Source organism: Duganella kummerowiae (genome assembly GCF_053572355.1).
Window position 1 is genome coordinate 475269 of record NZ_JBKFEH010000008.1, and the last position, 25115, is coordinate 500383.

26 protein-coding genes and 1 riboswitch are annotated in these 25115 nt (G+C 66.3%); of the genes, 15 read left to right on the forward strand and 11 right to left on the reverse strand.

Annotation, left to right across the window (positions count from 1 at the left end):
* The 4 genes from ACLB1G_RS09925 to ACLB1G_RS09940 are packed head-to-tail and all read right to left on the reverse strand — an operon-like array spanning position 1 to position 4728.
* Entirely contained in the window at positions 1-687 is a 687-nt protein-coding gene (locus ACLB1G_RS09925) for a GNAT family N-acetyltransferase (protein ID WP_491627029.1), read from the reverse strand.
* Positions 684-1961, reverse strand: a complete 1278-nt coding sequence (locus tag ACLB1G_RS09930) for a multifunctional CCA addition/repair protein (RefSeq protein WP_491627030.1) — start codon at positions 1959-1961, stop codon at positions 684-686. Before ACLB1G_RS09930 ends, ACLB1G_RS09925 begins: the two co-directional genes overlap by 4 nt.
* A 4-nt stretch (positions 1962-1965) precedes the next feature.
* Positions 1966-2682, reverse strand: coding sequence for a glutathione S-transferase family protein (locus ACLB1G_RS09935; RefSeq protein ID WP_491627271.1), 717 nt, complete (start codon positions 2680-2682; stop codon positions 1966-1968).
* A gap of 30 nt (positions 2683-2712) precedes the next feature.
* Entirely contained in the window at positions 2713-4728 is a 2016-nt protein-coding gene (locus ACLB1G_RS09940) for a lytic transglycosylase domain-containing protein (RefSeq protein ID WP_491627031.1), read from the reverse strand.
* 30 nt (positions 4729-4758) lie between these two features.
* Between ACLB1G_RS09940 and ACLB1G_RS09945 the strand changes: the two genes are divergently transcribed.
* Positions 4759-5337, forward strand: coding sequence for a 5-formyltetrahydrofolate cyclo-ligase (locus ACLB1G_RS09945; protein WP_491627032.1), 579 nt, complete (start codon positions 4759-4761; stop codon positions 5335-5337).
* Positions 5338-5437: 100 nt separating this feature from the next.
* Here ACLB1G_RS09945 and metF read toward each other — a convergent pair whose 3' ends face one another.
* The 4 genes from metF to ACLB1G_RS09965 form a co-directional block, all read right to left on the reverse strand.
* Entirely contained in the window at positions 5438-6265 is an 828-nt protein-coding gene (gene metF, locus ACLB1G_RS09950; RefSeq protein ID WP_491627033.1) for a methylenetetrahydrofolate reductase [NAD(P)H], read from the reverse strand.
* On the reverse strand, positions 6252-6608 hold the full coding sequence (locus ACLB1G_RS09955; RefSeq protein WP_491627034.1) for a phage holin family protein: 357 nt from the start codon (positions 6606-6608) through the stop codon (positions 6252-6254). The genes metF and ACLB1G_RS09955 overlap by 14 nt, the downstream gene beginning before the upstream one ends.
* 57 nt (positions 6609-6665) lie before the next feature.
* Positions 6666-8093: an adenosylhomocysteinase gene (ahcY, locus tag ACLB1G_RS09960; RefSeq protein ID WP_491627035.1), complete on the reverse strand. Its 1428-nt coding sequence runs from the start codon at positions 8091-8093 to the stop codon at positions 6666-6668.
* A gap of 29 nt (positions 8094-8122) precedes the next feature.
* Positions 8123-8193, reverse strand: a riboswitch (S-adenosyl-L-homocysteine riboswitch).
* A gap of 57 nt (positions 8194-8250) precedes the next feature.
* Entirely contained in the window at positions 8251-9000 is a 750-nt protein-coding gene (locus ACLB1G_RS09965; protein WP_491627036.1) for a hypothetical protein, read from the reverse strand.
* A gap of 109 nt (positions 9001-9109) precedes the next feature.
* Here ACLB1G_RS09965 and ACLB1G_RS09970 point away from each other — a divergent pair, with 109 nt between their 5' ends.
* A complete protein-coding gene (locus ACLB1G_RS09970) occupies positions 9110-10255 on the forward strand; it encodes a helix-turn-helix domain-containing protein (protein ID WP_491627037.1) in 1146 nt (381 codons plus the stop codon).
* 51 nt (positions 10256-10306) lie between these two features.
* Positions 10307-10852 carry a hypothetical protein gene (locus ACLB1G_RS09975; protein ID WP_491627038.1) on the forward strand — a complete coding sequence of 182 codons (546 nt, stop codon included), beginning with the start codon at positions 10307-10309 and terminating at the stop codon, positions 10850-10852.
* Between the two features lie 3 nt (positions 10853-10855).
* Here the strand turns inward: ACLB1G_RS09975 and metK are convergent, their stop codons facing one another.
* A complete protein-coding gene (gene metK / locus ACLB1G_RS09980) occupies positions 10856-12022 on the reverse strand; it encodes a methionine adenosyltransferase (RefSeq protein ID WP_491627039.1) in 1167 nt (388 codons plus the stop codon).
* A 191-nt stretch (positions 12023-12213) separates the two neighbouring features.
* Between metK and ACLB1G_RS09985 the strand changes: the two genes are divergently transcribed.
* From ACLB1G_RS09985 to dapF, 3 genes are read left to right on the forward strand one after another with little or no spacing between them, the layout of a single operon-like run.
* Positions 12214-13062 carry a lysophospholipid acyltransferase family protein gene (locus ACLB1G_RS09985; protein ID WP_491627040.1) on the forward strand — a complete coding sequence of 283 codons (849 nt, stop codon included), beginning with the start codon at positions 12214-12216 and terminating at the stop codon, positions 13060-13062.
* Positions 13059-13940, forward strand: a complete 882-nt coding sequence (locus tag ACLB1G_RS09990) for an LpxL/LpxP family acyltransferase (RefSeq protein WP_491627041.1) — start codon at positions 13059-13061, stop codon at positions 13938-13940. Before ACLB1G_RS09985 ends, ACLB1G_RS09990 begins: the two co-directional genes overlap by 4 nt.
* Before the next feature lie 5 nt (positions 13941-13945).
* Complete coding sequence (gene dapF, locus ACLB1G_RS09995; RefSeq protein ID WP_491627042.1) at positions 13946-14809, forward strand: diaminopimelate epimerase; 864 nt, start codon at positions 13946-13948, stop codon at positions 14807-14809.
* Positions 14810-14821: 12 nt separating this feature from the next.
* Here the strand turns inward: dapF and ACLB1G_RS10000 are convergent, their stop codons facing one another.
* Positions 14822-16303, reverse strand: coding sequence for a tetratricopeptide repeat protein (locus ACLB1G_RS10000; RefSeq protein WP_491627043.1), 1482 nt, complete (start codon positions 16301-16303; stop codon positions 14822-14824).
* 422 nt (positions 16304-16725) lie between these two features.
* Between ACLB1G_RS10000 and ACLB1G_RS10005 the strand changes: the two genes are divergently transcribed.
* The 8 genes from ACLB1G_RS10005 to ACLB1G_RS10040 all read left to right on the forward strand — a co-directional run bounded on the left by ACLB1G_RS10005 (position 16726) and on the right by ACLB1G_RS10040 (position 23514).
* Complete coding sequence (locus ACLB1G_RS10005) at positions 16726-17805, forward strand: porin (RefSeq protein ID WP_491627044.1); 1080 nt, start codon at positions 16726-16728, stop codon at positions 17803-17805.
* A gap of 104 nt (positions 17806-17909) precedes the next feature.
* Positions 17910-18578: a DUF484 family protein gene (locus ACLB1G_RS10010; protein ID WP_491627045.1), complete on the forward strand. Its 669-nt coding sequence runs from the start codon at positions 17910-17912 to the stop codon at positions 18576-18578.
* A gap of 2 nt (positions 18579-18580) precedes the next feature.
* Positions 18581-19522, forward strand: coding sequence for a tyrosine recombinase XerC (locus ACLB1G_RS10015; RefSeq protein ID WP_491627046.1), 942 nt, complete (start codon positions 18581-18583; stop codon positions 19520-19522).
* A gap of 113 nt (positions 19523-19635) precedes the next feature.
* Positions 19636-20694, forward strand: coding sequence for a CobW family GTP-binding protein (locus ACLB1G_RS10020; RefSeq protein ID WP_491627047.1), 1059 nt, complete (start codon positions 19636-19638; stop codon positions 20692-20694).
* 117 nt (positions 20695-20811) lie between these two features.
* Positions 20812-21258 (forward strand): RNA polymerase-binding protein DksA, encoded by a 447-nt coding sequence (dksA, locus tag ACLB1G_RS10025; protein WP_491627048.1) that lies wholly within the window; start codon positions 20812-20814, stop codon positions 21256-21258.
* 165 nt (positions 21259-21423) lie between these two features.
* Positions 21424-21960: an ATP-dependent protease subunit HslV gene (hslV, locus tag ACLB1G_RS10030; RefSeq protein ID WP_491627049.1), complete on the forward strand. Its 537-nt coding sequence runs from the start codon at positions 21424-21426 to the stop codon at positions 21958-21960.
* A gap of 10 nt (positions 21961-21970) precedes the next feature.
* Complete coding sequence (hslU, locus tag ACLB1G_RS10035; protein ID WP_491627050.1) at positions 21971-23311, forward strand: ATP-dependent protease ATPase subunit HslU; 1341 nt, start codon at positions 21971-21973, stop codon at positions 23309-23311.
* Positions 23311-23514, forward strand: a complete 204-nt coding sequence (locus tag ACLB1G_RS10040) for a hypothetical protein (protein WP_491627051.1) — start codon at positions 23311-23313, stop codon at positions 23512-23514. The genes hslU and ACLB1G_RS10040 overlap by 1 nt, the downstream gene beginning before the upstream one ends.
* Positions 23515-23555: 41 nt before the next feature.
* On the opposite strand, the gene ACLB1G_RS10045 is transcribed toward ACLB1G_RS10040, so the two are convergent.
* Positions 23556-24095, reverse strand: coding sequence for an outer membrane beta-barrel protein (locus ACLB1G_RS10045; RefSeq protein ID WP_491627052.1), 540 nt, complete (start codon positions 24093-24095; stop codon positions 23556-23558).
* Between the two features lie 141 nt (positions 24096-24236).
* Here ACLB1G_RS10045 and ACLB1G_RS10050 point away from each other — a divergent pair, with 141 nt between their 5' ends.
* Entirely contained in the window at positions 24237-24974 is a 738-nt protein-coding gene (locus ACLB1G_RS10050; RefSeq protein ID WP_491627053.1) for a helix-turn-helix domain-containing protein, read from the forward strand.
* Positions 24975-25115: the final 141 nt, after the last annotated feature.

A 25115-nucleotide genomic window follows, 5' to 3' on the forward strand; every position in this document is an offset into this window, starting at 1 on the left:
TTATTTGCGGCCCAGCAGCTTGCCCAGCCACTTGACGGCGGCGCGCTTGTTGGCCTTGAGGGTGTAGTCGATCACTGCGAACTGCTCCTGCATGGCTTCCTGCAGCACGCTGGCCGGATTGGGCGGGGCCAGCTTCAGGTAGGCGTCCGACTCGCCATAGTCGCGGTGGATTTCCATGCCGGCCTTGCGCGCGATGTGCATCATGGCGGCGTTGGAGGACAGGCAGTGCATGAACAGGGTGTCGACATCGTTGTTGCGGCAATAGATGGCGGCGCGCTCGAACATGCGCGTGCCCACGCCCATGCCGCGCACCGACTTGCTGACCGAGACCCCGAACTCCGCCACCTTCTCCTTCTCGGTGACGGCGCCGTTGCCGGGCGCCTGTTCCTTGGGCGCGAAAGCCAGGTGGCCGACCGCCACCAGCTTGAAGGCGCCGCTGTAGACGCCGAACACCATGTCGTTGGAAAAATCGATCTTGTTCACATAGGCCACCACCTGCTCGTCCGGCAGGATGGTGCCGAAGCGCAGCAGGCGGTCGCGGTTTTCCAGCCCGAGGAAGTGCTTGATCATGCGGCGCCGGTCGCGCTCGCGCAGCTCCTTGACCGGCACCACGGGACGCTCCGGCTTGCCGTCCTTGTTTTTTCGCCAGCGGCGGAACGGGTTGGGGAACAGTTCGATCGAACTCATGGCGCCGCCTCCAGCGGCACCCCATCGCCATCCTCGCCGTCCGCGTCGCCGGCCCGGAGCGCGGCCTTGACGGCGCAAACGCGGGCGCGGTGCACCAGCTCCGGGATGCGTTTGGGATCGCTGGCTTTCTTGGCCACCTCGCCCGCGTTGACGCCGCGCGCGGCCGCCATGGCCGCCTCCAGGTGCGCCAGCTGCGGATAGGGTTGGTCGCGGAAGCTGGCCGTGGGGCCGCTGCGGCCGCGCGCATCGCACTGGGCCGCCAGCAGCAGCTGGGAGAAGCGGGCCGGCTTGCGGAAGGCGTCGCAGCGCTCCAGCAGCGATACGATGGTGCTGGGACGCAGCACCAGCGCGCGCGAGACATTGCCATGCTCGCGCGCCGTCATCACGGCCAGGTCGCGGCACTCGGCCGGCACCCGCAAGCGCTGGCACACCTGTTCGACCAGCTTGACGCCCAACCCTTCATGGCCGTGGTGCGCCGGCCATTGATCGGACGGCGTAACGCCCTTGCCCAGGTCGTGCATCAGACAGGCGAAGCGGGTCGGCAGTTCCAGCCCGGCTTCGGCGGCGCAGTCGATCACCTGCAGGATGTGGATGCCGGTGTCTATCTCAGGGTGCCATTTTTCCGGCTGCGGCACGCCCCACAGCGCGTCCAGCTCGGGCAGGATGCGGGCCAGGGCGCCGCAACCACGCAGCACCTCGAGCATGCGCGACGGCCTGGCTTCCATCAGCCCGCGCGACAATTCCTGCCATACGCGCTCGGGCACCAGGGCATCCACCTCGCCCTGCTCCACCATGCGGCGCATCAGCGCATTGGTTTCCGGCGCCACCGTGAAGTCGGCAAAGCGGGCCGCGAAGCGCGCCAGGCGCAGGATGCGCACCGGGTCTTCGGCAAAGGCGTCGGAGACGTGGCGGAACACGCGCAGCTGCAGGTCGCGCTGGCCGCCGTGCGGATCGACCAGGGTGCCGTCATCGGCGCGGGCAATGGCGTTGATGGTCAGGTCGCGCCGCACCAGGTCCTGCTCCAGCGTGACTTCGGGCGCGGTGTGGAAGGTGAAGCCCTTGTAGCCGGGCGCGGTCTTGCGCTCGGTGCGCGCCAGCGCGTATTCCTCCTGCGTGCGCGGATGCAGGAACACGGGGAAGTCCTTGCCCACCGGGCGGTAGCCCTGTTTCACCATGTCTTCCGGCGTGGCGCCCACCACCACGTGGTCGTGGTCCTTGACCGGCAAGCCTAGCAAGGCATCGCGGACGGCGCCGCCGACGACGTAGGTCTGCATCAGATCAATCCGGCATGTCGGCGTCGTGCCGGGGCGCCGTTTCGGTTTCGGCCAGCGCTTCCTGTACCCAGCGCGCCACGGCGGGATGGGACTCGACCCGGCGGCTATAGGCTTCCAGCGCCGGCGCCAGCGCCACGCCGTAGGTACGGAAACGCATCACCACCGGGGCGTAATAGGCGTCGGCAATGGAGAATTCGCCAAACAGGAACTGGTGGTGGCCGAAGCGCGCCAGGCATTCCTCCCAGATTTCGCTGATGCGGCCGATGTCGGCCTGCGAGCCATTGGTGCGGCCCTTGCCCGGATGGCTGGCGCGGATGTTCATGGACATGGCGGTGCGCAGGTCGGCAAAGCCGGCGTGCATCTCGGCGCAGATGGAGCGCGCCATGGCGCGCGCCGCCACGTCCTGCGGCCACATGTGCAGTTCCGGGAATTGCTCGGCCAGGTATTCGCAGATGGCCAGGCTGTCCCAGATGGTCATCTCGCCGGCCAGCAGCACCGGCACCCGGCCGCAGGCGGAATAGTCGGCGATGCGGGTGGCGGTGTCCGGCTGGTCCAGCAGCACCCGCACTTCCTGGAACGGGATGCCGAAGGCGGTCATGGCCACCCAGGGCCGCATGGACCAGGACGAGTAGTTCTTGTTGCCGATGACGAGGGTCAGGCCGGGCTCGCGCGCGGCGGCCAGCGCTTGCGTCAGGCTGGGATCGAGTTGAGTCTGCATGATGCGTCCGTAAAGTGGGTTGCGGTGGCGCCGCTAGCGGGAGCCAAAAGTGGTTTCCTGTTCTTCCTGCAGGGTGTAGCCCTTGGGTGTGACCACGCCCAGGCGCGCCTTGAGCGACTGCGGCCGGCCTTCGAACAGCACGGCGTAATACGTCGCGTTGGACATCACGTTCTTGACGTAGGTGCGGGTCTCGACAAAGGGAATGGATTCGATGAAGACCGCGCTTTCCATGGGCTTGGTGAGCGCGGCGCGCCAGGTGCGCAGCCGGCCCGGCCCGGCGTTGTAGGCGGCCGTGGCCAGCACTTCCGAGCCATCCATATTCCCCAGCACCATGTTCATGTAGTTCGCGCCCAGCAGGATGTTGGTGCGCACGTCGCTCAGCATGTCCTGCACGAAGTCAGTCAGGCCGATTTTCTTGGCCACCCAGCGCCCGGTGGACGGCATCACCTGCATCAGGCCGGAGGCGCCGGCATGCGACTGGGCGTCCATGATGAAGCGCGATTCCTGGCGTATCAGGCCGTACACCCAGGCCTTGTCCAGGCCCAGGGTGCGCGTGGTGGGATGCATGATGTCGTCATGCGGGGCCGGGAAGCGCTGGTTGTAATCGACCTGGATGCGGGTGCGTTCCGAGGTGTTGACCATGCGGTCCAGGATGTTGTTCTGGCGTGCGAATTCTGCCGCCGCCAGGTGTTCGCGCTCGCTCAGCCCGCGCAAGCCCCAGTTCCATTCGCGCGTGCCCTCGAAGCGCAAGCGCATGGAAAAGAACTTGAGCGCGCGCTGGAAGTTGGGGTTGGCGGCAATCGGCGCGATCTCGGCCTGGCTGATGGGCGCGCCCGGCGCCGGGATGGTGATCAAGCGGCCCAGCTCTTCGCTGGCCAGCTGGCCGTAGTAGTTGGACTGGTCGGCGATGCTGCGCAACAGCTGCTGCGCCTCGCCCAGCGGCTGGCCGGAACTGCCGTACTGGCTGGACGATTCGGCCATCAGGGCGCGGCCCAGCCAGTAGGTCCAGGCCGGGTCGTTGCGCAGGCTGGCCGGCATGGCGCGGATATTGTTGCGCACCTGCTTCCAGTCGCCGTCGCGCAGGGCGAAACGGGTTTTCCATTGCTGCTGGTCGATGGACAGCGGCGCGCCGTTGGACTTGCGCCAGTAGTCGGAGGTTTCCGGCGCCAGGGTGTAGGACGATTGCAGGGCGATGTTGGCCCAGCCGATCTGGCGTTCCTGCTCGCTCAGCCTGGGCGCGGCCTTGTTCAGCGCCAGCACGGCCAGCTTGACGCTGGTCTTGGCCAGGCGGCCCACGGCCACCAGGTAGATTTCATGCTCGGTGCGGCCGGCGCCAGGTCCCTTGGCCACGGCAATGGTGGGCAGGTCCACGGCCTGCGCCGCCTTCTTGTCGTTCCCGCCCAGCAGGGCCACGATGCGGCGCGCCTGGCCGGTGGCATTGAATTCTCCGGACAGGCGCAGCTGGGTGTACAAATCGTCCTGGCCGAACTGGCCGGCCTGGTACAGGGTGGCGATCAGGCCGGCGCACGGTTCGCCGTAGACGCTGGGCGCCACCAGCAGGGCGCGCGCCTCCTCGGCCACTTTCTGGCCCTTCACGGCGCGCGACTGCAGGGCATAGCACTTGACCTGGGTGTCGTCGTTCAGCACGAACAGCGGCAGCTGCTCGTCGAAGGTGGCCCAGTCGCGCTTGCGGCCCAGGTCCAGCAGCCAGTCGTTGCGCAGGCGGTCGGCGATGGCGTAGCCGTCGTAGCGGCGCAGGAAGTCGCGGATCTCGGCCTGGCTGGCGTCCTTGAAATGCGATTTCAGCCGATAATAATCGACGTAGGATGGAATCGCGTAGTTGGACAGGCGCGCGGCGTAGAAGTCGGCCTTGGCCGGATCGTCCGAACGCACCGCTTCGCGCAGCAGCAGGAAGGCATCGTCATCCTTGCGGCTGTCGGCGCCCGCTTGGGCGGCCAGGTCGTCGGCGCGGGCCGCCGGAGCCAGGCCACAGCCCAGGAACCCGGCCAGGACGATGGCGCCGGCTATCCATTTCGAAGCGTAAGTCAAAGTGCAACTCTCTTTAAGTCTGAACCAAATATGACCAGCGACCCTAGAATACCATGCGGCACCTCCAACCCACCAGCCAAGGCCGAGCTGCGGCGCCGGCTGCTGGCGGCGCGGCGCGGGCTGGATGCGGACACGCGGGCGGCCTGGGACCACGCCATCGGCGAACAGGTGGTGGCGTGGTGGCAGGCGCACCAGCCGGCCGCGCTGGGCGTGTACTGGCCGCTGCGCGACGAGCCCCAGCTGCACGCGGCCTACGCCCGGCTGGAGCGCCTGGGCGCGCGGCTGCTGCTGCCGGTCGTGGTGCAAAAAGACGCGGCGCTGGAATTCGCCGACTGGCGCATCGGCGAAGCGATGGTCAAGGATGGGATGGGGGTGGCGGTGCCGGCCGGGCTGCGCCTGCAGCCCTATCCGCCAGCCCTGCTGATACCGTGCCTGGGATACAACAGCGGCGGCTACCGGCTGGGCTACGGCGGCGGATTCTACGACCGCACCCTGGCGCGCGGCCCGCGTCCGCAGACGGTGGGCGTGGCCTACAGCTGCCTGGAGGTGGATTTCGCCAGCGACACGCACGACGTGCCGCTGGACGCGATCATTACGGAGGCCGCATAGCAGGACGTTCAGTATGGGCTGCCGCTTGCGCGGCAGCGACGTGCGCGCCGTGTCGCCCCCGCGCAGGCGGGGGCCTATGCTGAGCCTGCAGTATGGCGGCCTAGGCCAGCCGTTCCCACAGCGCCTTGGTCGGGCCGACCTGGTTCATGCTGTAGAAGTGCAGTCCGGGCGCGCCGCCGTCCAGCAGGCGCTGCGCCAGCGCCGTCACCACGTCCAGCCCGAAGGCCTTGATGGAGGCCGTGTCATCGCCGAAGCTGGCCAGCTTGAGGCGCACCCAGCGCGGGATCTCGGCTCCGCACATGTCGGAAAAGCGCATCAGCTGGGTGTAGTTGGTGATCGGCATGATGCCCGGCACGATGGGCACGGCGATGCCCAGCTTGTGCGACTGCTCGACAAACTGGAAATACGCATCCGCATTGTAAAAATACTGGGTGATGGCGGCATTGGCGCCGGCCTTCACCTTGCGTTCGAAGGCCAGCAGGTCGTCCTGCGGCGAACGGGCTTGCGGGTGCACCTCGGGATAGGCAGCCACCTCAATGTGGAACCAGTCGCCGGTCTCGGCGCGGATGAATTCCACCAGCTCGTTGGCATAGCGGAATTCGCCGGCTGCGCCGTAGCCGCTCGGCAGGTCGCCGCGCAGGGCCACCAGGCGCTTGATGTCGTGCGACTTGTATTCCTGCAGGATGGCGCGGATGGACTCGCGCGTGCCGCCCACGCAGGACAGATGCGGCGCCGCGTCCTGGCCGGCGGCCAGGATTTCCAGCACCGTGTCCAGGGTGCCGCGCTGGGTGGTGCCGCCGGCGCCGAAGGTCACGGAAAAATATTTGGGATGCAGTTCGGACAGCTGGGCGCGCGTGGCGCGCAGCTTGTCCGCCCCCTCCGCCGTCTTGGGCGGAAAGAATTCGATACTGAAATTAGGATTGCCCATCGTCGTTCTTCAAAAGTAAGGTGGACAGGGCCCAGGAAATCACGCTGTACAGGATGGCGCCGCCGATCGCCGCCCAGAAGCTGTCGACATGGAAGCCGTCCACCCACTGCGCCACCAGCCAGAACATGAAGCCGTTGACGACAAAGATGAACAGGCCCAGCGACAGAAAGGTCACGGGCAGGGTCAGGAGCAGCAGCACCGGCCGCACCAGCGTGTTTACCAGGCCCAGTATCAAGGCCGCGATCAGGGCCGCGCCTATGCTCGTGACATCGACGGAATGCATCAGGTAGGGCACTGCGAACAGGGCAGCCGCATTGATTAACCAGGTAAGGACCAAACGCATAAGATGGCTCGCTGATAAAAACAGGGCCGGCACTGCGCCGGCCCCGCTCATGGTGAATTAGTAGCGGTAGTGCTCCGGCTTGTACGGGCCTTCCTTGGTCACGCCGATGTAGGCGGCCTGCTCGTCGGTCAGCTCGGTCAGCTTTGCGTTGAGCTTCTTCAGCTGCAGGCGCGCGACTTTCTCATCCAGGTGTTTCGGCAGCACGTACACGCCGACCGGGTACTTGGCGGTGTTGGCGTACAGCTCGATCTGGGCGATGGTCTGGTTGGCAAACGAGGACGACATCACGTACGAGGGGTGGCCGGTGCCGCAGCCCAGGTTCACCAGGCGGCCTTCGGCCAGCAGGATGATGCGTTTGCCGTCCGGGAAGATCACGTGGTCGACCTGGGGCTTGATGTTTTCCCACTTGTATTTCTTCAGCGAGGCGACGTCGATCTCGTTGTCGAAGTGGCCGATGTTGCAGACGATGGCCTGGTCTTTCATGGCCAGCATGTGCGCTTCGGTCAGGATGTGGTAGTTGCCGGTGCAGGTGACGAAGATGTCGCCGTGTGCGGCGGCCTCGTCCATGGTCACCACGCGGTAGCCTTCCATGGCGGCCTGCAGGGCGCAGATCGGATCGATCTCGGTCACCCACACTTGCGCCGACAGTGCGCGCATGGCCTGGGCCGAACCCTTGCCGACGTCGCCGTAGCCAGCGATCACGGCGATCTTGCCGGCGATCATGACGTCGGTGGCGCGCTTGATGCCGTCCACCAGCGATTCGCGGCAGCCGTACAGGTTGTCGAACTTGGACTTGGTGACGGAATCGTTCACATTGATGGCGGGGAAGGCCAGCTTGCCTTCCTTGTGCATCTGGTACAGGCGGTGCACGCCGGTGGTGGTTTCCTCAGTCACGCCCAGGATGTGCGGCAGGCGCTTGGAGTACCAGGCCGGATCGATGGCCAGGTGGGCCTTGATGGCGTTGAACAGGCAGATTTCCTCTTCTGAGCCGGGGTTGGCCAGTACCGAAATGTCTTTCTCTGCACGGGCGCCCAGGTGCAGCAGCAGGGTGGCGTCGCCGCCGTCGTCCAGTATCATGTTGGAGTACACGGCGTTGCCGGCGGCGTCGGCCGGCCACTCGAAGATGCGGTGGGTGTAGTCCCAGTATTCATCCAGGGTTTCGCCCTTGATGGCAAACACCGGGGTGCCGTTGGCGGCGATGGCGGCGGCGGCGTGGTCCTGGGTCGAGTAGATGTTGCACGAAGCCCAGCGCACTTGCGCGCCCAGCGCTTCCAGGGTCTGGATCAGCACGGCGGTCTGTATGGTCATGTGCAGCGAGCCGGTGATGCGGGCGCCTTTCAGCGGCTGGGTGGCGGCGTATTCCTCGCGGATCGCCATCAGGCCCGGCATTTCGGTTTCGGCAATCTTGATTTCTTTGTTGCCCCAATCGGCCAGGGAAATGTCGGCGACCAGGTAGTCTTGTGCGGGTTTGAGTGCGGCGTTCATCACGCCCTCCTTTCAATTGATCGAAAAAAGTAACGTGAGCGCGGTTGCAGATGTCCGAGCCTGGCGAATCGGGCGATTCGTCGCAACGCTCCTCGGGAGGTGCATTTTAGCATCGTTGCGGGCGGATGGCGACGGCGTGCGCAAAATGCGACAGCGTTCAGGGCCGGGCGCCCTCCCCGGCCGCTCCCATGCGCAGGTAGACCAGGGTGTGGTCAGGCCAGCTGGCGTCGTCCAGCGGCACGGCAATGGAGCGGTCGGCACGGACGGCGCCGCTGGGGCTGAGGGCCACACGATCGCCGTCGCGCAGCTCGTAGGCGGTGTAGGCGCGCGTGGTGTCGACCAGCCTGAAACGCATGGCACCACAGCCCGTCGGCAGTACCGCGGCCAGGGTACGCTGGAAGAAATGCATGCCCGCAGCGCGCATTGCGTTCTTGACCTGGCATTCGAGGCGCAAGTCGCCCAGGCGCCGGGCGCCCTGCGGCAAGCCGGGCGTGTCGACCGACGGCTCGATGGCCACGGCGCCCTTCCTGCGATTGATGAGCACGTCGGCGTCGTCCTCCAGCGCGGCCGGGTCGCGCGCTATCGCTACCCGGCCGTTGGCCGACAGCGTCAGCGGTGCGCGATACCCGCGCCCGGCCAGCTCCAGCTGCACGCCCTGGGTTTTCACCCCGGGCAGCAGGCGGTACAGGCGGAAGGTCAGGCTGGACTCCGGCGCCAGCGCCAGGTGCTGCTGGTAGGCGTCCAGGCCTGCCGCCACGTGGGCGTAGCGCATCAGGACGGTACTGGCCTGGCCCGTGATTTCGACGGCGGGCAGGGCGGAATAGTCGTCGCCATCCTGGGCCGCCACCGGCCCCGGCCAGCAAGCCAGTCCTATCGCCAGTGCCATCGCCACGCAGCGCTGCCCCATGCCATCCTCCGCTTGCAGGAATATTAACTCGTGGCATTATATTCATGCCTGCCCGCGCGCCGGAGACGCAGCGCCAGGCACTTTCACACGCCACCCAAGGGAGCAGCGCTTGATACGATATGGTCCGTGGAGCACCACGCTGGGCCTGGCCGCCGGTTTCGGCGCCCTGGTGGCGCTGCTGTTGCTGCGCGCCGGCGGCAACCGGGCGGCGCAGCGCCTGCTGGCCGCCCTGCTGGGCGTGGCCGTGCTGCGCCTGATGCCCTATGTGCTGGGCTTTGCCGGGTTTTACGATGCCTATCCCTGGCTGTCGTTCGCGCCCTTCGACCTGGCGCTGGCCACCGGTCCGCTGCTGTACCTGTATGTGACGCGGCTGTCGGCGCCGCGCCTGCCCGCTGGCTGGGGCTGGCACTTCCTGCCTGCCGCCATCGACCTGGTCTACATGCTGTGGGCCTTCCAGCTGCCACTGGCGGACAAGCTGCGCTGGAACGATGGCGTGCACGAACCGTGGATCTCGCCGCTGCGGGATGCGGCCGGCCTGCTGTCGCTGGCCGTGTACCTGGGGCTGTCCTTCCGGCGGCGGCGGCGCTACCTGCGCTGGCTGCGCGAGCACCTCAGCGACCAGGACGCCTGGCGCCAGCCCTGGATCGCCAGCGTGCTGGCCGCACTCGGCCTGTGGCTGGCGGTGGCGGCCGGCTTCGACGCGGCCAGTTTGCTGGTTCATAAACTCAGCTATTACGAGCGCTACGGCCAGTATCTGGCGTTTTCCGCCATCATCCTGTGGCTGGGCCTGGAAGGCTGGCGGCACGCCGGACGTCCCTTCCCGCAGATGGCCCCGCCTGTACCGCCGCCGGCAGCGCCGGGACGCGACCGGGACGCCAGCGCCGCCCTGTGGCTGGAACGCATACGTCAGGAAGGCTGGTGGCGCCAGCCCGGATTGACGCTGGCCGAGGTGGCGGCCCGCCTGGGCACCAACGAAAGTTATGTGTCGCGCGCCTTCAACCAGGGCCTGGGCCGCAACTTCAACGCCGCCATCAACGCCATGCGGGTGGAAGCCGTGCAAAGCGCGATGTTGGCGGGAGATCAGCGCGACCTGCTGTCCCTGGCCCTGGATTGTGGTTTCTCGTCCAAGTCCAGCTTCAACCGCGTGTTCAGTGAACAGGCCGGGATGCCGCCGTCGGCCTGGCGCAAGGCCCATATCATGAAAACCACCGAAAATCCGGCTTCCGGGACGACGGCGGCAGGGGGCGGCGCCTAAGCTGGACCGGCACGGCGGGGATGGGCCCGGCCGGCATCACCGGAGTGTTTCATGTACCGCATCATCTTCAGTATCGCCCTGCTGCACGCCAGCGCCGCCCTGGCCGCCTGTCCCGCCCTGCCGCTGCCCGACGAGGAGCAGCCGGCCACGCCCGGTACGCCGGTCCCGTCCCTGGCGGCGGCGCTGGCGGGCGACTGGAAAGGCAGCCTGCAATACCGCGATTTCGGCAACGACAAGCAAGTCACCCTGCCCACCCTGGCCAGCTTCGACAGCGAAGGCACGGTCAGCTTCACCTACGACGATGGTCCGGGCAAGACGGTGCGCTCGACCGAGCAATGGCAGCTCGGCGCCGACGGCAAGACCTTCAACATGGGGAAATCGGCCCAGCCCATGCAGGTGAGCGTGCTGCGCGCCGGTCCGCAGGCGGACTTCACCCTGGTGGCGGTGGGAACGGGGGAGGAAAACGGCGCACCGGTGCTGGTGCGCGAGATGCTGGCCCGGCGCGCCGGCTGCCTGCTGATCAGCCGGCAGACGCAGGGCCTGGGCCAGCCGCTGCGCACCAGGCATAGCTACCGCCTGGAGCGCCAGCAGCCGTGAGGCTTACTTCAGGCCGGCAGCGGCGCGCAGGATGGCGGCCTTGTCGGTGCGTTCCCAGGTGAACTCGGGTTCTTCGCGGCCGAAGTGGCCGTAGGCGGCCGACTTGGTGTAGATGGGACGCAGCAGGTCCAGCATCTGCACGATGCCTTTCGGGCGCAGGTCGAAGTGTTCCTGCACCAGCTTGGCGATCTGTTCGTCCGGAATCACGCCGGTGCCTTCGGTATAGACCGTGATGTTGATCGGCTTGGCCACGCCGATGGCGTAGGACACCTGCACCTGGCACTGGCGCGCCAGGCCGGCCGCCACCACGTTCTTGGCCACGTAGCGGGCCGCATAGGCGGCCGAACGGTCAACCTTGGACGGGTCCTTGCCGGAGAAGGCGCCGCCGCCGTGCGGCGAGGCGCCGCCGTAGGTGTCGACGATGATCTTGCGGCCGGTCAGGCCGCAGTCGCCCTGCGGGCCACCGATGACGAAGCGGCCGGTCGGGTTGACCAGGTAGCGGGTCTCCTGCAGCCATTCCTTGGGCAGCACCGGCTTGATGATTTCCTCGATCACGGCTTCTTCGATCTGCTTGTGCTGCATTTCCGGCGCGTGCTGGGTCGACAGCACCACGGTGTCCACCGCCACCGGGCGGCCGTTCACGTAGCGCAGGGTGACTTGCGACTTGGCGTCCGGACGCAGCCAGGGCAGGCGGCCATCCTTGCGCAGCTGCGACTGGCGCTCGACCAGGCGGTGCGCGTAGTGGATGGCGGCCGGCATCAGCTCGGCGGTCTCGTCGCAGGCATAGCCGAACATCAGGCCCTGGTCGCCGGCGCCCTGGTCCAGGTCCAGGCCGGCGCCTTCGTCCACGCCCTGGGCGATGTCGGGCGATTGCTTGTCGTAAGCGACCAGCACGGCGCAGCCTTTGTAGTCGATGCCATAATCGGTGTTGTCGTAGCCGATGCGCTTGATGGTTTCGCGCGCCACCTGGATGTAATCGACGTTGGCGTGGGTGGTGATCTCGCCAGCCAGCACCACCAGGCCGGTGTTGCACAAGGTTTCAGCGGCGACGCGGGCTTTCGGGTCCTGGGCCAGGATGGCGTCCAGGATGGCGTCCGAAATCTGGTCCGCTACCTTGTCCGGGTGGCCTTCCGATACCGATTCGGAAGTAAAGAGATAGTCATTTGACATTGCAAGCTCCTGATACTGGTTTGTAAACTTGTCGCACAACCAATACGGCCTGCGACGCTTTAGCGATACTTATATTCCGCTTCGCAAGTTGTCTGTTAACTCAGCGGCTACTGCATACGTGTTATTTTACGCTTCTTAAAAAATTTTGGTTAGGCAATGGCACTTGCGCCAGAACGTCTGACCCCGATTCCATGCTTGTTTCACTGTTCCGTATCCTATCCATTTTCCCCCTGCCGCTGCTGCACGCCATGGGCGCCGCCCTCGGCTGGCTGGTGTACCTGGCCTCGCCCTCCTACCGCCGCCGCATGCGCGGCAACATGGAACGCGCCGGCTACTCTACCCATTTGTCCGCTGCTGTGGCCGAGGCCGGCAAGAGCATGTTCGAGCTGCCCTTCATCTGGTGCGCCGCCCCGGAGCGCGTGTCGCGCCACGCCAGCCTGGAGAACTGGCAGCTGGTGCAGGACACGCTGGACGCCGGGCGCGGCATTGTGTTCCTGACGCCACACTTGGGTTGTTTCGAGATCGTGGCGCAGGAAATCGCCCTGCGCACCGAGCTGATGGTAATGTACCGTCCGCCCAAGAAAGAAGCGCTGAAACCGCTGATCGAGGGCGCCCGCGCCCGCCACAACCTGCTGTTGGCTCCAGCCAACATGTCCGGCGTGCGCATGCTGGCCAAGACCTTGAAAAAAGGCAAACCCATCGGCCTGCTGCCGGACCAGGTGCCGCAGGAAGGCGAAGGCGTGTGGGCCGATTTCTTCGGCCGCAGCGCCTACACCATGACCCTGCCCGCCAAGCTGGCCCAGCTCGGTGACGCCGTCGTCATCGTCACCTACGCGGAACGGCTGCCGGGCGGACGCGGCTACGTGATCCGCTTCGTGCCCTTCGAGGCCAGCCTGGACGGCGACGCCGCCGCCCAGGCGCGCGCCATCAACGCCGCCATGGAACAGCTGATCGGCCGCGCCCCATCGCAATATTATTGGAGCTACAACCGCTACAAGGTGCCGGACGGCATAGCCGCACCGGACCAGGAGGCAGCATGAGACTGGTACTTGGCTTCATGTGGCTGCTGCACTGGCTGCCCCTGCCCGTGCTAGGCCGTTTCGGCAGCCTGGTCGGCAGCCTGCTGTTCCTGGTGCTGCGCAAGCGGCGCCATATCGCCCTGACCAATTTGCGCCTGTGTATGCCGGAGCTCACCGAGGCCCAGCGCGTGGCGCTGGCGCGCCAGCACTTCCAGGCCTATTCGCGCAGCGTGTGGGAACGCGCCATCCTGTGGTGGGCGCCGGAGTCGCGCCTGCGGCGCCTGATGACCATCGAACCGGGCCCGGAAGTGCCGGTGGCCGCGATGACGGAACGGCCGACCATCCTGCTGTGCCCGCACTTTGTCTGCCTGGACGTGGCCGGCGCCTCGATCGCCATGGTGGCCAGCGCCTCGTCCATGTACGTGACGCAGAAAAACGCCGCCTTCGACGCCGTGCTGCGCGCCGGCCGCGCCCGCTTCCGCCCGGTAAAACTGTTCACGCGCCAGGACGGCATCAAGCCCATCCTGCGCGCCCTGCGCGACAAGCTGCCCTACTTCATGCTGCCGGACATGGACTTCGGCGACAAGGATGCCGAATTCGTGCCCTTCTTCGGCATCGACGCCGCCACCCTTACCGCCACGGCCCGCATCGCGGCCGCAACCGGGGCCCAGGTGATGCCGGTGATCGCCACCTTCCTGCCCAATTACCAGGGCTGGCGTGTCAAGTTCTACCCGGTGTGGGACAATTACCCCGGTACCGACATGGTGGCCGCCACCCGCCGCATGAACGCCTTCATCGAAGACGCCGTGCGCGAGGCCCCGGCCGAGTATTTCTGGACCCACAAGCGCTTCAAGACCCGCCCGCCGGGCCAGCCCTCGCTCTACGATAAAAAACAATAGCAAGCATGAAACTCAAATTCACCAAGATGCACGGCGCCGGCAACGACTTTGTCGTGATCGACGCCATCCACCAGCACATCGACTTCACGGCCGAGCAATGGCGCCGCCTGGGCGACCGCCGCTTCGGCGTGGGCGCCGACCAGATCCTGCTGGTGGAAAAGTCCGAAGTGCCGGGCTGCGACTTCCGCTACCGCATCTTCAACGCCGACGGCGGCGAGGTGGAACAGTGCGGCAATGGTTCGCGCGCCTTCGTCAAGTTCGTGTCCGAGAAAGGCTTGACCGATCAGTCGCGCATCACGGTGGAAACCAAGGCCGGCGTGATCGCGCCGCGCCTGGAGGCCGACGGCAGCATCACGGTGGACATGGGCGCGCCCATCCTGGAACCGGGCCGGGTGCCGTTCGACGCCGAGGGCCTGCAGGGCATCACCCAGGGCCGCGACACGCTGTGGCCGCTCACGCTGGAGCTGGCCGGCAGCAAGGAGACGGTGCTGGTGTCGGCGGTATCGATGGGCAATCCGCACGCGGTGCAGGTGGTGGCCGATGTGGAGACCGCGCCGGTCGAGCTGACCGGCCCGCTGATCGAGCACCATGCGCGCTTCCCCAACCGGGTCAACGCCGGCTACATGGAAATCGTCACGCGCCAACACGTCAAGCTGCGCGTGTACGAGCGCGGCGCCGGCGAAACCCTGGCCTGCGGCACCGGCGCCTGCGCGGCGGTGGTGGCCGGCATCCGCCGCAGCCTGCTCGATTCGCCGGTGCGCGTCGATGCGCGCGGCGGCCAGCTGTCCATCGCCTGGGAGGGCGAAGGACAGCCGGTCTGGCTGAGTGGTCCGGCCGTCACCGTGTTCGAAGGCGAGATCGAGATCTGAGCACCTGGCCGGTCACGCCGCCAGGCAGGTCTTGAGCCGGTACAGGCGCTGGCGGTAATTGCCTTCCCATCCTTCCTGGCCGCCAGCGGCATCGAAGCGGCGCTGCACACGGTCCAGCAGCTGGCGCTCGCGCGCCGTGCCGAGCAGGATCAAACGGCGCTTGCTGCGCCCATAGCTGGCGCGGATATCCACCACCAGGCAATGGCCCTGATCGGCCGCCTTCACATCCAATAACAAGGCTTCGGCCCGGCTCAGGCCGAACGCGGCCGCCAGCTCCAGCCGTGCCGCCAGCAGCGGCCGGCTGGCGGCGGCATCCGCCGCCAGCGCGCGCAGCGCCTCGGCGGCCCAGGCTCGCGGCTGCGGCGCAGAGGCCACCCGCGCCAACGCATGCACGGCCTGGTCGCAGCCCTGGGCCGCCGCCTTCTGCAGCCAGTACGCCGCGCGCACGTCGCCCTCAGGCTCGGTGCGGCGCGAACGCCACGCGTGCAAGCCGCATTCGAGCTGCGCGTCGCAATGGCCCAGTTCGGCCGCACGCTCCAGGTGGCGCTGCGCCTCGGCCACGCATCGCTGCGAAAATTCCGGCTTCAGATAGATACGCGAGAGCGCATACCAGGCTTCCGCCAGCCCCTGCCCGGCCGCCAGCGTGAGCCAGCGGATGGCACGCTTGAAGTTGACGCTGGCCACGCCATGCGGCAACCGGCTGCCGTCGCTGCGCATGCGCGCCAGCCACAGGCCCAGCGCCAGCTGGGCGTGGCGGTCGCCGCCATATGCGGCCAGCTCACGGCACTGGTGCAGCTCGGCGTCGTGCTGCGGCAAGGAGGACAGCACGGCCGAGCAGCGCGCCAGCAATTCCAGCTGCGCCGGGAGCACGCTCCAGCCCAGCGTGCGCGCGGCGTCGGCATCGGGCGGCGCGCCGTGCAGCAGTTCGCGCACCAGCGGCATCACCTGCGGCAGATAGGCGCGCAGGCCGGCCCGCTCCCAGTCGCGGAACAGGGATGCATAGGGCGAGTCGTCGCCCCCCCCGCCCGCCTTGGCGGCCGGCAGCGCGCCGCCCTCCGCCGACGCGGATGGCAGCGTACTGGACGGCGCCGTGCCGGACTGCTGCGCCAGCAAGGTGCGGGCCTCGCTGCAGCCAGTACGGGCGGCGTCGGCCAGCGCATCGAGCGCCTTGCTGCGCAGCTGGGCGTCGGCCTGCTCCGGGGACTGCTCCAGCACCAGCCGGGCCAGCACCAGGCCGGCGCGCGCCACCCCGGCGTCGTAGGCGCGGTCGTACCATGGCAGCACGGCCGAATGGCAGTGGCGTGCATGTTCGTAGGGTATGTAGCGGCCGATCAGCATCCAGGCTTCGTCCTGCTGCTGCAGGGCGGCCCGGTTCAGCCAGTGCAAGGCGGTGGGCATGCTGCGCGGCAGGCTGGCGCCGCCGAACAGGTACAGCTTGCCCAGCGCCAGCTGGCATTGCGCGTCTCCAGCGCGTGCCCCCCGGATGATTCCCAACTCTTCCCGATTAGCCATCGTTGGTGGTGATGTTAAGAAGCTATGAGTCGGCCCATCTTGCCATGAAAAAAATTGCTCAGTCCGATCGAAATCGCTTACCTGCCCGCATTCGGCGGCCAGGCGTGCGTTTCGCGCCACACCGCGCACCCGAACCGGCGACGCGCTTGATGTTTCACAAATCGGGTGCCCCGTCCCGCCTTGTAACCTAGAGCTGCTTTGTAACCGCAAGGCAACGAAAGCGGCCTCAGGCACGGGAACCTGGGCAACCGTTACAAAAAAACCACATTGGGCCGGGGTTCCGCAGCTTTCGACCATCACAGCTGCCCGGAATCGACCATACCCGCAAGATGGCCGCGCCCTGCCAGTAAGGTTCGAGTCATCCCAGCTTCAGTAGTCCGACTCACTTTTAAAGGAAATACGCGATGAAAAAATCTTTAGTGGCCCTGGCCGTCATGGGCGCGGCGTGCAGCACCGCCCTGGCGCAATCCTCCGTCGCCATCTACGGCGTGGTGGACGTCGGCCTGTACAAGCGCAGCGGCGGCACCCTGTCGGAAGGCAAGCGCGACAACAACCGTATCGGCTTCCGCGGCACCGAGGATCTGGGCGACGGCCTCAAGGCCCTGTTCCAGCTGGAAATCCGCTTCGAGCCGGACACCGGCACCAACGAAAGCACCACCCGTCCGCTGTTCCAGGGCCAGAGCCGGGTCGGCCTGCAGGGCGGCTTTGGCACCGTGCGCCTGGGCCGCGGCCTGACCGCCTTCCAGGAAACCAGCCTGGCCTTCGAGCCGTGGGCCGGCATTCCCGCCGTGGCCGGTTTCCAGACCGACCTGCAGGTGGCCGGCTTCCAGACCGCCTTCGGTTCCGGCTCCGACCCCCTGGGTCCGGCCGGCAATTCCGGCAACCGCATGGCCAATGCGGTGTTCTACAACAGCCCGGTGATGAGCGGGTTCCAGTTCAACGCCACCGTCGGCACCAAGGAAAACAATGGCCTGGCCACCGCCATCATCGGCAAGGGCACGGCCGCCGCACCGCAGTATCCGGTGGGCGCCCAGGCCAGCGCCAATCCGTTCTCGCTGTCCGGCACCTACACCAACGGCCCGTTCGCCGGCATGCTGGCCTATGAGCGCAACGCCATCGAATCGAAGGTGTGGGCAGTGGGCGCCACCCTGGCGCCGGTGCAGGAATGGAAGCTGTTCGCCAACTACATCAGCCAGGACCAGAGCCACACCAAGTTCACCGATACCGACACCAAGGCCTGGGTGCTGGGCGCCAACTGGCTGGTCGGCCCCGGCAAGGTGCTGCTGGGCTACGGCCAGAAGAACCCGGACGGCTACGTGAAGACCAAGCAGGCCTCGGTGGGCTACGAGTACGACCTGTCCAAGCGCACCATCATCTACGTGGACGCTTCCAACCGCAAGCAGCCGCTGGCCCAGACCGGCGCCGGCATGAAGTCGGAAACCTCCGTCAACTACTACGACCTGGGCATCCGCCACATCTTCTGACGGGCTTGTAAGCAACAAAGGGCGGCCATGCGTGCATGGCCGCCTTCTATTGTGCGCGGGGTCGGTTAGAATGCCAGTTGCTTTCCCCTCACAGAACACATTCAATGAGCACCCAACTGGATTCCAACCTCGTCGCCCAATACCTGACCGAACATCCGCAGTTTTTCGACGAGCACGCCAGCCTGCTGGCCGACTTCAAGCTGGCCAGCGCCCTGACCGGCCGCGCCGTTTCGCTGCAGGAACGGCAGATGGAAGTCATGCGCGACAAGTACAAGGCGCTGGAACTGCGCATGTCCAACCTGATGCGCCTGGCGTCCGAAAACGAAGCCATCGCCAACAAATTCCACAAGTGGACCCAGATCCTGCTGCAATGCGAGGACGAGGGTTCCATGCCGCATGCGGTCGCCAACGGCCTCAAGGTGGCGTTCGAGGTGCCGCAAGTGACCGTGCGCATCTGGGGCGTGCAGCCCGACTACACCAGCGAGTGGTTTGCCAGCGGCGTATCGGACGACGCCCGCCTGTTCGCCAACAGCCTGCGCGCGCCCTACTGCGGCGACAACAAGGAATTCGAGGCGGTGCGCTGGCTGGACGACGCCAGCGGCGTCAGCTCCATCGTCATGATCCCGCTGCGCAAGCCGGGCGACAAGCAAGCCTTCGGCCTGCTGGTGATGGGCTCGGCCGATCCGGCCCGCTTCACCTCGCTGATGGCCACCGACTTCCTGGTCCACATGGGCGAGACCGCCAGCACGGCGCTGGCCTGGCTGCTGGCCTGAGCATGCAAAGGGCGGACACCCAGCTGGACGCCTACCTGGAGCATCTGCGCGCCGAGCTGCGGCTGGCGCCGCTGACCATCGCCGCCTACCGGCGCGACCTGCTGCAGCTGGCCAGCCTGGCCGGCGAAGGCGACTGGACCACACTATCCCAGCATGACATCCGCCGCCTGGCGGCGCGCCTGCACGCCCAGGGCCTGGGGCCGCGCAGCATCGCCCGCAAGCTGTCGTCCTGGCGCGGCTTCTTTGCCTGGCAAGGACGGCAAGGGACGCTGGCCGCCAATCCGGTCCAGGGCGTGCGCGCGCCGCGCCGTCCAAGGGGCCTGCCGCGCGCGCTGCCGGTGGACGACGCCATGCGCCTGCTGGACGCGCCGCGTCCGCACGCCGGCGACGCGCCCGAGGCCGACCAGCTGTGCAGCCTGGCCATGTTCGAGCTGCTGTATTCGAGCGGACTGCGGGTGTCCGAGCTGGCCACGCTGGACACCCACCACATGCCGGCCGGCCCGCACGGCAAGGCATCGGCCGGCTGGATAGACCTGGAGCAGAACGAGGTGCGCGTCACCGGCAAGGGCAGCAAGGTGCGCACAGTCCCGGTCGGCAAGGCCGCGGCCGCCGCCCTGCGCGCCTGGCTGGCCGTGCGGCCGGCGCCGGCCGACGGCTCGGCCGCCCTGTTCCTGTCGTCCAGGGGCACGCGGGTCTCGGTGCGCACCATCCAGCAGCGCCTGAAGGCGCATGCGATCGCCAGCGGCATGCCGGTGCACGTACACCCGCACATGCTGCGCCACTCCTTCGCTTCCCATGTGCTGCAATCGTCGGGCGACCTGCGCGCCGTGCAGGACATGCTCGGCCACGCCAGCATCGCCTCGACCCAGATCTATACCCAGCTCGACTTCCAGCACCTGGCCCAGGTATATGACCAGGCCCATCCACGCGCCAAATTAAAATAGCGGCGCCTTGATACGCCTCAACAGGCAATTTGCTAGCGTGCGCGAAATTCCGGCATAATCGACCGGTTACAGGGCCTGCCCTGACTTTCCCCCCAAGCTGACTGCACTCGCCTATGGCACTGATACCCACCACCATCCTCACCGGCTTCCTCGGCGCCGGCAAGACCACCCTCCTGAACCGTATCCTGCAGGAGCAGCACGGCCAGCGCATTGCCGTGATCGAAAACGAGTTCGGCCAGGAAAACATCGACAATGAGATCCTGGTGCAGGACAGCAGCGAGCAGATCGTGGAAATGAACAACGGCTGCATCTGCTGCACCGTGCGCGGCGACCTGATCGTGGCGCTGTCCGGCCTGGCCCGCAAGCGCGAGGCGGGCGAGCTGCAGTTCGACCGGGTGGTGATCGAGACCACCGGCCTGGCCAATCCGGGCCCGGTGGCGCAAACCTTCTTCATCGACGAGGAAGTGGGCACTCACTACATGCTGGACGCCGTGGTCACCGTGGTGGACGCCCGCCACGCCATGGAACAGCTGGACCAGTACGAGGAAGCCCAGCGCCAGGTCGGGTTCGCCGACAAGATCCTGCTGTCCAAGACCGACCTGGTCACGGCGGAACAGCTGGATGCGCTGCGCCACCGCCTGGCCCGCATCAACCCGCGCGCGCCGGTCAGCGTGTCCGACTTCGGCAAGGCCCCCATCACCGAGGTGCTGGACCTGCGCGGCTTCAACCTCAACGACAAGCTGGAACTGGATCCGGATTTCCTGGCGGCCGAGGAGCACGAACACCATCACCACCACGACCACGAGCATGGCGAACACTGCGACCACCCCAGCCACCGCCATGATCACCACGACCACCACCACGGCCACCACACCGACGAAGTGGCGGCCTTCGTGTTCAAGAGCACCCGTCCCTTCGACACCGCCAAGCTGGACGAGTTCCTGGGCGGCCTGGTCAACGTCTACGGACCGCGCATGCTGCGCTACAAGGGCGTGCTGCTGATGCGCGACGCCGACCGCAAGGTGGTGTTCCAGGGCGTGCACCAGATCATGGGCACCGACCTGGGCGCCAAGTGGGGCGAAAACGAAGTGCGCGAGAGCAAAATGGTATTTATAGGTAAAAATCTGCCCAAAGACATCTTTATTAGCGGATTAGAACAATGTCTGGTATAAACTAACCCGGCTTTTTTGTAGGGTTGGCAATGCGAGGCAAAAAGTGCCACAATCAGATCGACCTGCAACACCCCGGCAAGCAATTTGACAACTCGTCGTACGAAGGTAAGCGAAGTGATGACTAAAACCAACAAATCGACCCCCGCCGCCAGCGAACGCATTCTGACCGAGGAAGAAATCCTGGCGATGGATGAGAAGGATTACATGAATCCTGCTCAGATGGCCTTCTTCAAAGCCAAGCTGCAGGCGCTGGAGAAAGAACTGCTGAAAAACGCCGGCGAAACCACCGAGCACCTGCGCGAAACCGTACTGGTCCCCGATCCGGCCGACCGCGCCACCATCGAGGAAGAGCATGCGCTGGAACTGCGCACGCGCGACCGCGAACGCAAGCTGCTGAAGAAAGTGCAGCAATCCATCGTCGCCATCGATGGCGGCGACTATGGCTGGTGCGAGGAAACCGGCGAACCGATCGGCATCCCGCGCCTGATCGCCCGTCCCACCGCCACCCTGTCGCTGGAAGCCCAGCAACGCCGCGAGCTCAAGCAGAAGCTGTACGGCGACTGAGTCGCCGGCCACGCCGACACCGAAAGCACGCCTGTTGCAGGGCGTGCTTTTTTTACGCCGTTTTACGTCCGGCATGCTCTTGATGGGGTCGCTTCCATCGCCCTTGCCCGCCTTGCAATCGCCCGCCCCGTCCCCATGTTGGGCGGACACCATTGAGGAGTTTGTATGGAACAATTTCACGGCACCACCATCCTGAGCGTGCGCCGCGGCAACCAGGTGGCACTGGGCGGCGACGGCCAGGTCACGCTGGGCAATATCGTCATGAAGGGCTCGGCGCGCAAGGTGCGCAAGCTGTACCAGGGCAAGGTGATGGTCGGCTTTGCCGGCGGCACGGCCGACGCCTTCACCCTGCTGGACCGCTTCGAGGCCAAGCTGGAAAAACACCAGGGCAATCTGCTGCGCGCATCGGTCGAGCTGGCCAAGGACTGGCGCACCGACCGCGTGCTGCGCCGCCTGGAAGCCATGCTGCTGGTGGCCGATGCCCAATCGACGCTGGTGATCACGGGGAATGGCGACGTGCTGGAACCGGAGGATGGCATAGGCGCCATCGGCTCCGGCGGCACCTATGCCCAGTCGGCCGCCAAGGCGCTGCTGGAGAATACGGAACTGTCGCCCGCCGAGATTGTCAAAAAATCACTGACCATCGCCGGCGAACTGTGCATCTACACCAATCTGTCGCACATCATTGAAACCCTGGACTGACGGACCCCCCATGAACATGACACCGCTGGAAATCGTCGGAGAACTCGACAAGCATGTGGTCGGCCAAGGCAAGGCCAAGCGCGCCGTCGCCATCGCCCTGCGCAACCGCTGGCGCCGCCAGCAGGTCGAGGAACCGCTGCGCCACGAGATCACCCCCAAGAACATCCTCATGATAGGCCCGACCGGGGTCGGCAAGACCGAGATCGCGCGCCGCCTGGCCAAGCTGGCCGACGCCCCCTTCATCAAGATCGAAGCCACCAAGTTCACCGAGGTCGGCTACGTGGGCCGCGACGTGGACACCATCATCCGCGACCTGGTCGACATCGGCGTCAAGCAGACCCGCTCGGCCGAGGTGGCCAAGGTGCGCGCGCGCGCCGAGGATGCCGCCGAGGACCGCGTGATCGACATCCTGGTGCCGCCGGCGCGCGACTTCGGCTTCGGCAGCGGCACGCCGACCACCGAATCGGGCAGCGCCAACGCCACCCGACAGACCTTCCGCAAGCGCCTGCGCCAGGGCGAGCTGGACGACAAGGAAATCGAGATCGAGCTGGCCGAGCAGGCCCCGCAAATGGAAATCATGGCCCCGCCCGGCATGGAGGAAATGACGGAGCAGATCAAGTCCATGTTCTCCGGCATAGGCGGCAACCGCAAGAAGGCGCGCAAGATCAAGATCAAGGAAGCCATGAAGATCCTGGTCGAGGAGGAAGCCGCCAAGCTGGTCAATGAAGAAGAGATGAAGCAGAAGGCCATCCAGAACGTGGAGCAGAACGGCATCGTGTTCCTGGACGAGATCGACAAGATCGCCTCACGTTCGGAGATCGGCGGCGCCGACGTCTCGCGCGCCGGCGTGCAGCGCGACCTGCTGCCGCTGGTGGAGGGCACCACGGTCAACACCAAGTACGGCATGATCAAGACCGACCACATCCTGTTCATCGCCTCCGGCGCCTTCCACCTGGCCAAGCCGTCCGACCTGATCCCGGAGCTGCAGGGCCGCTTCCCGATCCGGGTCGAGCTGGAATCGCTGTCGATTGCCGACTTCGAGCGCATCCTGACCAGCACCGACGCCTGCCTGACCAAGCAGTACGAAGCCCTGCTGGCCACCGAGGACGTGAAAGTCGAATTCGCCCAGGAAGGCATACACCGCCTGGCCGAGATCGCGTTTTCCGTCAACGAGCGCACCGAGAACATTGGCGCGCGCCGCCTGTACACGGTGATGGAAAAGCTGCTGGAGGAAATCTCCTTCACGGCCAGCGAGCAGAGCGGCCAGACCATCGTGATCGATGCGGCCTACGTCAACCAGCGGCTCGATGCGCTGTCGGTCAACGAAGACCTGTCGCGCTACGTACTGTAATGGCAAACAAGGCGCTGGCCACGCGGCAGAAGATGCGGATACGGGTGGAGCCGTCGCAAAAGCCGCCGCGCAACCCGGTGGCGCTGGCGGCCAGGCTGCGCGCCGGCGGCGCCGGTCCGCACGCCAAGCCGCAAGCGTCCGAGCGCCAGGCCGCCAAGCGGGCCCTGGCCAAGGCCAGTCTTAAGCCCGATCCGGACGAATAAAAGGCGGGCGCCGTTGCTGGCGCCCGCTCCTGGCTTGATCTTCAGAATGCCACGCCGACGCCGGTTGACAGCATGGTGTGGTGGACCCGGTCATCGCGCCCCAGCTTGACGGGCGTGTAGCTGAGGTCGGTGCGCAGCCTGATCCTGTCGTTCACGGCGTACGACAGGCCTACGCCGGCCAGCAGGTTGCCGTAGTCCCTGCTTTGTCCACGCAGGTCGGCGCGGGTGTAGCCTGCGCCCAGGCGGGTGTGCAGCGCCGCCTTGCCGCCCAGGTTCAGCGCGGTGGCCCAGGCTAGTCCCACGCCCTCGGCGCGGATATCGTCCCGCGTACGGTAGCCGCTGAAATTGTTCTCGCGGCGCACGCCCAGGCTGTAGCCGACCAGTTCCAGCGACTGCACCTGCTGCATCTCCAGCGCCTGTACCGTGCCCAGCTCGTAGCCCAGATAGGCGCGGCCGCTCTGGCCGTTGCTGGCGTAATTGGACGCGACCCCGATATCGACGCCGGCATACCACGGCGACTGCTCCGCCGCACCGGCCATGCCGGCCGCCAGTGCCAGCAATCCTGCGTACAGTGTTTTCATGCTGCGCTCCCGTTTGGTGTTGATATGCGGCAGAGTTTGCTACAGCAGCGCACCTTGTACTACCGGATTATGCCAAATCCGATCTGCCACCCCGGCGGGTATCGTGCTACGATACCTTTGTTTATTTACCAAGCACATCCCATGAGCTCTCCCGAACTGCTGCTGCAGGTGCTGCGCACCCAGATGCGCGCCGCTGGCGTGACCTACAAGATGCTGGCCGAGCGCATCAGCATGAGCGAGTCCAGCGTCAAGCGCATGTTCGGGCAGCAGGACATGACCTTGTCGCGGCTGGCGCAGATCTGCAAGGCGGCCGGCATTGCGCTGGAGGACGTGCTGCGCGGCGCGGCCGACGCCACGCCGCACGCCGACACCCTCACCCTGACGCAGGAAAAGTCGCTGGTGGCCAATCCCCGATTGCTGCTGATGGCGATCTGCTGCCTGGGGCACTGGAGCGTGGAGCAGGTGCTGGAAACTTACCAGTTGAGCGAGACCGACTGCATCATGCTGCTGGCCGAGCTGGACCGCCTGGGGCTGATCGAGCTCAAGCCGCTGAACCGCTACAGCCTGCGGGTCTCGAACGCCTTCCGTTGGCTGGCGGACGGCCCGGTGCAGCAATTCTTCCGCGCCCACGTGGTGGACGACTACTTCAGCGGCGCCTTCAACGGCGGCGGCGAGACCCTGCTGTGTTTGCCAGCGCGCCTGTCGCAAGCCAGCGCGCAGGAGCTGCAGGGGCGCATACAGCAGCTGGCGGCCGAGCTGGCGCGCCTGCACCAGAACGACCGCCGCCTGGCGCCATCCGAGCGCGACGGCTTCACCCTGCTGGTGGGCTTCCGCTCCTGGGAATTCGCCGCCTTCACCGCCCTGCGCCGCCCCAAATAAACCCGATGTCCCCCGCCGGAAACCCTGGTGTAAATCCCAGTGTCCAACCCCAACCCCGGTGTCAGATCTGCCAATAGTACATGAGCTCGCTTTTTAAGGCAGACCCATGTACCAATGGCAGACCTGACACCCGGGGGATGG